Consider the following 6,755-nt stretch of genomic DNA (forward strand, 5'->3'; position numbering starts at 1 on the left):
CGTGAAGAAATCTTCTATTTTTGTGAAAATCAGCCTTTAGTTGATTATGTTATAGCTATGGGAACAAATGGCGTTCTTAAGTTACGAGCGGATGATGCAATTGAAAAAGCCAAACATGAATATGAAAAAAAAACTAGCTCCAATAACTGAATTAATGGATAGTTTATTTCAGAAAAAAGAAGATTTAGAAGAAGTTAAAAAATTAGTACCAATTTCTACTTGGTATCGCTCTATTCGTTATAAAACAGAAAAGTCATGGAGTTGTCAAAGAAAAGTAGTGACAAAAGTTTGTTATGGAAGTGATGGCTTAAAAATGCGCCATGTGGTGACATCTTTGCCCGCTTCAAAAATTCCACCCTCAAAACTTTATACAAAAAAATACTGTCCGAGAGGCGAGATGGAAAATCGGATTAAAGAACAACAATTAGACTTGTTAGCTGATAGAACTTCAACTCAAACATTTCAAAGTAATCAACTAAGATTATGGATACATTCCTGGGCTTATGTTCTCATAAATGCTTTTCGTCAACACTGTTTAAAAAAAACTTCATTGGCTAAAGCAACTGTGGGAAGAATACGTCTAAATCTTCTTAAGTTGGGAGCCAGAATAAAGATTAGTTGTAGAAGAATTATTATCGCTATAGCTAGTGCTTGTCCTTATCAAGATATTTTGTCTATTGCTAACAAAAGAATTAAAACTATTCCTAATACTGGATAAGTAGAATAAGTTGTTTTTTAAAAAAGATATCTATCATAAGTTGTTGACTGACTGATACTTTCATTTGGTCTTATTTATCGTTGAGAAAATCAAAAGTTAATATAATTATTCCCTCTTAAACTCAATTTTTGGATAATCAAAGTCAATTTTTTTATTTATCTATATTCAAAATTTCTATTAGTCCTAAAAATTATCATTTTTCATCTCTGGATTGGGCTTTCAAATTAATTTGTGAGAAATCCGGGTACACACCATAGAGGTTTGAGCAGCATCCAGTTCTTGACAAATGAACTTTTTCATGCACTGTAAAACATCAAAGCCACCGTCTTTTAACCACTGTGGTGCATTTTTGTCTCTTTGTTTAGTATAACCTTAATTATTTTTTCTATGTTTATTTTTGACAATTGTTTCTTAAAGAATATCAATTTTAATTGTTTCTTGACTTTTGATCCATCATGATAATTACTTTTTTTCAAGGCTAATAAAGTTAATTTTAGTTAAAAAATATATAGCACTTCTCATACTTGTGAGGTACACAGTTTTCTAGTTTTAGGAGTTCGGAGTTCGGAGTTCGGAGGCGCGACATTAGGTGTACCTCATGAGTCCGAGAAACCCTATATCGCTGTTAATTTAGATGGCAAGGAAAGTGATCATGTTGCCACGGAAGAAAATATTTTAAGCATGACAGAAAATTTTGTTCAATAGTTTGTTTTTTTCCGCTAAACTGTTTTAGAATGAGAGGGCAAAATTTTATCATAATCATTTGAGTGATCCTATGTTAAATCAAGCTCAAGCGGAACAGTTTCAAATTGAGTATTTACAACCCGTTGAAAAAAGAGAGGACGCAAAAAGTTCCTGGGGTCAAGATATAAAAGAAGGTTTGAGTCAAAGTCCTAAAACCATACCACCCAAATATTTTTATGACGATCAAGGATCTCAATTATTTGAGCAAATTTGTGAGCTACCAGAATACTATCCTACCCGAACAGAAGCTAGTATTTTAAGAAAATACGCCGAGGAAATTGTCGAAATAACAGGAATCTGCGAATTAGTAGAATTAGGAAGCGGAAGTTCTACCAAAACTCGGTTATTATTAGATGCTTATCATCAGCCGAATGAAGTGTTTAAATATATGCCTATTGATGTTAGTGCTGGAATTCTTAAAGAAAGTGCTATTCAGTTAAAACAAGACTATAACTCCTTAGAAATTAAAGGATTAGTGGGAACTTATGAGCAAGCATTAACTCAATTAAAGCCCAGTGCTTGGCCAGCTAGAATGATCTTCTTTTTAGGGAGTTCTATCGGCAATTTTAGCGAAGCTGGTTATGATAATTTCTTAAATAAAATTGCCCAAGTTTTAGAAAATGGAGATTATTTCTTATTGGGAATAGATTTACAAAAGCCCAAATCTACTTTAGAACCAGCTTACAATGATAGTCAGGGGATAACGGCTGCTTTTAACTTAAATATGCTAACTCATTTAAACAATAAATTTGGTGGCAACTTTGATGTCAATAATTTTAAACATCAAGCTATTTATAACGAAGAAAGAAAACAGATTGAAATGTATTTACTGTCTGAAAGAGAGCAAAAAATTAGCCTGGAAAAATTGGATCTCAAGGTTAAATTAAACAAAGGGGAAAAAATACTCACCGAAATGTCTCGTAAGTTTAATATAGAAGAAACTAGAGATAAGTTAGAATCTAAAAAGTTAAAAACCATCAAAGTATTCACCGATGAAAATAAATGGTTTGCCCTAATGCTGTGCCAATTTTCAAAATAAGCATTAACAGAGGGTTATCGCCTGTAAAAAGTCTTCGGATTGTGTCACATTGTTAACAACTCAAATGTCAATGTTCTCTCAACATTAACTAAAAATAATTATGTCATCCCTTAAATCTCAATTACCCATTTTACTTAATAACTTTTCTCAATATTCTTTAATCAACTACTTTGAAAATAGTTGGGAATTAGAAGATATATTAATGAAGAGTATTATCGATGATGAAACATTTTATATTAATCCCGATCCCCTAAGAAATCCGTTGGTTTTTTATTTGGGGCATTCGGCGGCATTTTATATCAATAAGTTAATTCAAGTTGAGTTATTAGAACAAGGGATTAACGCCGACTATGAAATATTATTTGAGTTTGGTGTTGATCCAGAAAATGCAGAAGAATTAAACCAGGCTATCGCTTATATTAATTGGCCGAAAGTTAAAGATATCTGGCAATATAGAAATAGGGCTTATGAGGTTATTTTAGAAGTAATTAAAAATATATCTTTGGAGCTTCCTATTGATCAAAATCATCCCCTTTGGGCTTTAATGATGGGTATGGAACATCAAAGGATTCATTTTGAAACTTCTTCCATGTTATTTAGACAACTGCCTACAGAAAAATTAGAAAAACCTCAAGGATGGCAATATGCCCCCTCTCAAAAAGTCACTAATAAGAATAAGATGATTTTAGTAGAAGGAGGAACCATTAAACTAGGAAAATCTCAAGATAATCCCTTGTACGGATGGGACTGTGAATATGGCGATCGCATGATTAAAGTTGAGTCATTTTTTGCCAGTCAATATTTAATTACGAATGCAGATTTTCTAGAATTTGTCAATAGTAAAGGTTACGAAAATCAAGCATATTGGGATGAAAAATCCTGGAAATGGAAGGAAGAAAATGAGGTAAAAAATCCTAAATTTTGGAGATTAAATAAAGGAGAATATTCCTATCGTGCTATGTTTGATGAAATCCCTTTACCCTTAGATTGGCCCGTAGAAGTTAATTATTACGAAGCCATGGCCTATTGTCGTTGGAAGGGAAAAGAAACAAGATTAATGAGTGAGGGAGAATGGAATTTAGCCACTTATGGAGCCAATAATAACTATCACGTGGACATCGAAGACGTAAAGGATTATAATCTTAACTTAAAGTTTGGTTCACCGAGTCCGGTGGGTTTATTAAAAACGGCACAAAGCAACTCAGGTTTATGGGACTTACGGGGCAATGTTTGGGAATGGTTAGAGGAAGACTTTAAACCCCTACCAGGATTTGAACCCCATGTTCTTTATGAAGACAATTCTGCACCTTTTTTTGATAATAACCATAAAATGATGTTAGGAGGAGCTTGGGTAACTCAAGGAACAGAAACCTTAAAATATTATCGTAATTGGTTCCGTCCTAACTTTTATCAACACGCAGGTTTTAGGATTGTTAGTAATTATCAGTGATCGGTGAATAATGAATAAATTTTTTCAATCGACCAAAAATTTCCTCCAAGATAAATTGTTACTCAAAAAAATTCCTCAATGGTTTCAGGTGAGTGATGAACAAATGGCAGAAATTTTAGAAACTGCCAGGGAAAAATTACCCACCACTGAAGCAATTTTGATCGGCAAAACCCAATCGGGAAAGAGTTCGATTGTCAGAGGATTAACGGGGGTTTCAGCCGAAATTGTTGGTCAAGGATTTCGTCCCCATACTAAGCATACTAACCAATATACTTACCCCAATGATGATTTACCGTTACTCATTTTTACCGATACAGTGGGGTTGGGTGAGGCACAGAAAAACACGGATTCTATCATTCAAGAATTAACCGATAAATTACAAGCATCTAACCATCAAGCCAGAGTAGTTATCTTAACCGTTAAAATTAATGATTTTGCCACAGAAACCCTGGCTCAAGTAGCTCAAAATTTACGTCAACTATCCCAAAAAATTCCCTATCTTTTGGTGGTTACTTGTCTTCACGAAATTTATCCCTCCCAAAGCGACGATCATCCTGCTTATCCTCCCAACGTTGAAGATATTAATCGGGCTTTTAACCAACTTAAAGAAGACTTTCAGGAGCTTTATGATGATGCCATTCTCATTGATTTTACCCTAGAAGAAGACGGCTATACCCCCGTTTTTTATGGTTTAGAAACCCTTAGAGATAGCATAGCGAAACAGTTACCCGAAGCAGAATCTGTGGCCATTCATCAACTTCTAGAAGGAGAAACCAGCGAAAAAATAGGTAATCTTTATCGGGATGTAGCCCGCCGTTATATTTGGGCGTTTTCCGTGGCCGCAGCTACCTTAGCCGCCGTCCCCTTACCCTTTGCCACTATGCCCGTCTTGACAACCTTACAAGTGTCTCAGATAACATTATTAGGTAAACTCTACGGGCAAATTTTGACCCCATCTCAAGCAGGTGGCATCGTTAGTGCGATCGCCGGGGGTTTTTTAGCCCAGTCTATTGGACGAGAATTAATTAAGTTTATTCCTGGGTTGGGCAGTATTATTGCTGCTTCTTGGGCAGGGGCTTATACTTGGGCTTTGGGGGAAGGAGCTTGTGTTTATTTTGGGGATTTAATGGGGGGCAAAAAACCGAATCCTGCTCAAATACAAACGGTGATGCAAGAGGCATTTAAACAAGCACAAAATCGTTTTAAAAGAAGTTAATTATTAATAAAAATAAAGTTGAGTATTGTCTTTTTAAAAATAGGTTATAATATTAGCAACGAATCTATAATTATTATTAGCTAACTCGCTCTTAACAGTCATGGCACTTAAAAAACAGTTTTCCACTTTTGAGGAAATGTTGTCAACATCAACGGTTCCCATTCTTATTGATTTTTATGCAACTTGGTGTGGTCCTTGTCAAATGATGTCACCTATTTTAGAACAAGTAGGAACCCAAATGAGAAGTAGAGTGCAAGTGGTTAAAATTGACACAGATAAGTATCCAGGGATTGCCTCTAAGTACGGAATTCAATCTTTACCTACTTTAGTGTTATTTAAAGAAGGACAACCAGTGGAGAAGTTTGAGGGGGTTATGCAAGCCTCTCAATTAATTCAGCATCTTAATCTTTTGGTTTAAGCAAAAAACAAAAAAGAGTGAGGAGTTGACCAAAAAATCCAATTAAGAAAGAGAATATTCTTTAAATTCTCTGGTGTAGGGGGTGTGAATTTGAGCATAATAGTCGAGAATTTCCTCAATTCGCTGTTTTTCTGGAGCAGAAATAGTTGAAGCATAAGCGATCTTTAAGTGATCAATTTGACTTTGCTCATAAACGAACTCTTGAGACTGTTGAGAAATTAACTCAATAGTAACCCCTTCAATTTGAAGTAAATGGGCTGCTAATTCTCGATAAACCGCCAAGGGGAGACGGGGATAGGTGATTGTTTCTTGTGTGTGTGTCACTGTTTTCAAGGGTTATATCCTTAACTCCAGTCTAGCAGTTTAATATTAACATCGCTCTGTTTACGACCCCGTAACTTAGGAATAGAGCCATCGAATTCCGCTTTTTGCCCTGGCGTTAAGGTGTAAACGGTACTCCCTAAACCAACGCGAAAGGTATCGAGTATTGAGCCTGTGGTTTTATCCTCCACCTGCATCGATAAGGAGCTAACCTCTATGGGGGATGTCCCTTCGTTACAAATAGTCCCACTAACCCTTACTCGGGAGGTACTATCGTCACCCCGATCTTCTCCTAAAACAACGTCACCAATATTTAAGGTTAAAAGGGTTATTGGACTTTGGACAAAAAAAGTCTGTTAGCGTATATTTTACGCTAAACTAAAATCCCAGAATATCGGCTCTGTATCAGTCAATAAAATTGGCTGACAAATAGGGCTAATCTATAGATTCTGAGGAAAACTAAGGAGCTTTTAAGTTTTCAGTTGATTTTTTGCTCCCTTTCTTGATAACATCATGACGAGTTCGTGGGGCTTTTTTGTAACCTTTAATACGTCCGGAAGAAAAACCTCGACGTTTGGGAAATTTGGCGAAAGTCCCCAAGGTCGTAATTATTCTTGAAAAGTCTCTTTGAACTAGACTAGGGGTGATTTTGATGGATTTATTAGTCTTCAAATACTGTTCCCAATCACGGGGTAAAACCACAGCTAATTTTCTGGCAGCCCACAAATTTACATAAGAAAGAAGTGTTAGTTTAAACCAATTTTCTTCATGATGTACATCGGGAGTTAAATAAGATGTCATCAATAATCTTTGTTACCTTAACCGAAAGATGTTGGCCAGCCTAGCTAT

Annotated in this window: 5 protein-coding genes and 2 pseudogenes; 5 read left to right on the forward strand and 2 right to left on the reverse strand. The window is 35.5% G+C overall.

What is annotated here, in order from left to right; translation table 11 throughout:
* From CWATDRAFT_RS28605 to trxA, 5 genes and pseudogenes are all read left to right on the forward strand, one after another.
* A pseudogene (locus tag CWATDRAFT_RS28605) lies at nucleotides 1-718 on the forward strand (IS1380-like element ISCwa5 family transposase); the annotation flags it as partial.
* A gap of 775 nt (nucleotides 719-1,493) precedes the next feature.
* Nucleotides 1,494-2,501: an L-histidine N(alpha)-methyltransferase gene (egtD, locus tag CWATDRAFT_RS28610; RefSeq protein WP_007308252.1), complete on the forward strand. Its 1,008-nt coding sequence runs from the start codon at nucleotides 1,494-1,496 to the stop codon at nucleotides 2,499-2,501.
* A 100-nt stretch (nucleotides 2,502-2,601) separates the two neighbouring features.
* Nucleotides 2,602-3,951, forward strand: coding sequence for a 5-histidylcysteine sulfoxide synthase (ovoA, locus tag CWATDRAFT_RS28615; protein WP_007308253.1), 1,350 nt, complete (start codon nucleotides 2,602-2,604; stop codon nucleotides 3,949-3,951).
* Between the two features lie 10 nt (nucleotides 3,952-3,961).
* Nucleotides 3,962-5,167, forward strand: a complete 1,206-nt coding sequence (locus tag CWATDRAFT_RS28620; protein ID WP_007308254.1) for a GTPase family protein — start codon at nucleotides 3,962-3,964, stop codon at nucleotides 5,165-5,167.
* A gap of 100 nt (nucleotides 5,168-5,267) precedes the next feature.
* Nucleotides 5,268-5,585, forward strand: coding sequence for a thioredoxin (gene trxA / locus CWATDRAFT_RS28625; RefSeq protein ID WP_007308255.1), 318 nt, complete (start codon nucleotides 5,268-5,270; stop codon nucleotides 5,583-5,585).
* Nucleotides 5,586-5,627: 42 nt separating this feature from the next.
* Here the strand turns inward: trxA and CWATDRAFT_RS28630 are convergent, their stop codons facing one another.
* Entirely contained in the window at nucleotides 5,628-5,918 is a 291-nt protein-coding gene (locus CWATDRAFT_RS28630; RefSeq protein WP_007308256.1) for a hypothetical protein, read from the reverse strand.
* Nucleotides 5,919-6,365: 447 nt separating this feature from the next.
* Nucleotides 6,366-6,719 (reverse strand): annotated as a pseudogene (locus tag CWATDRAFT_RS28635) (NF041680 family putative transposase); the annotation flags it as partial.
* Nucleotides 6,720-6,755: the final 36 nt, after the last annotated feature.

It is taken from the genome of Crocosphaera watsonii WH 8501 (genome assembly GCF_000167195.1).
GTDB lineage: Bacteria > Cyanobacteriota > Cyanobacteriia > Cyanobacteriales > Microcystaceae > Crocosphaera > Crocosphaera watsonii.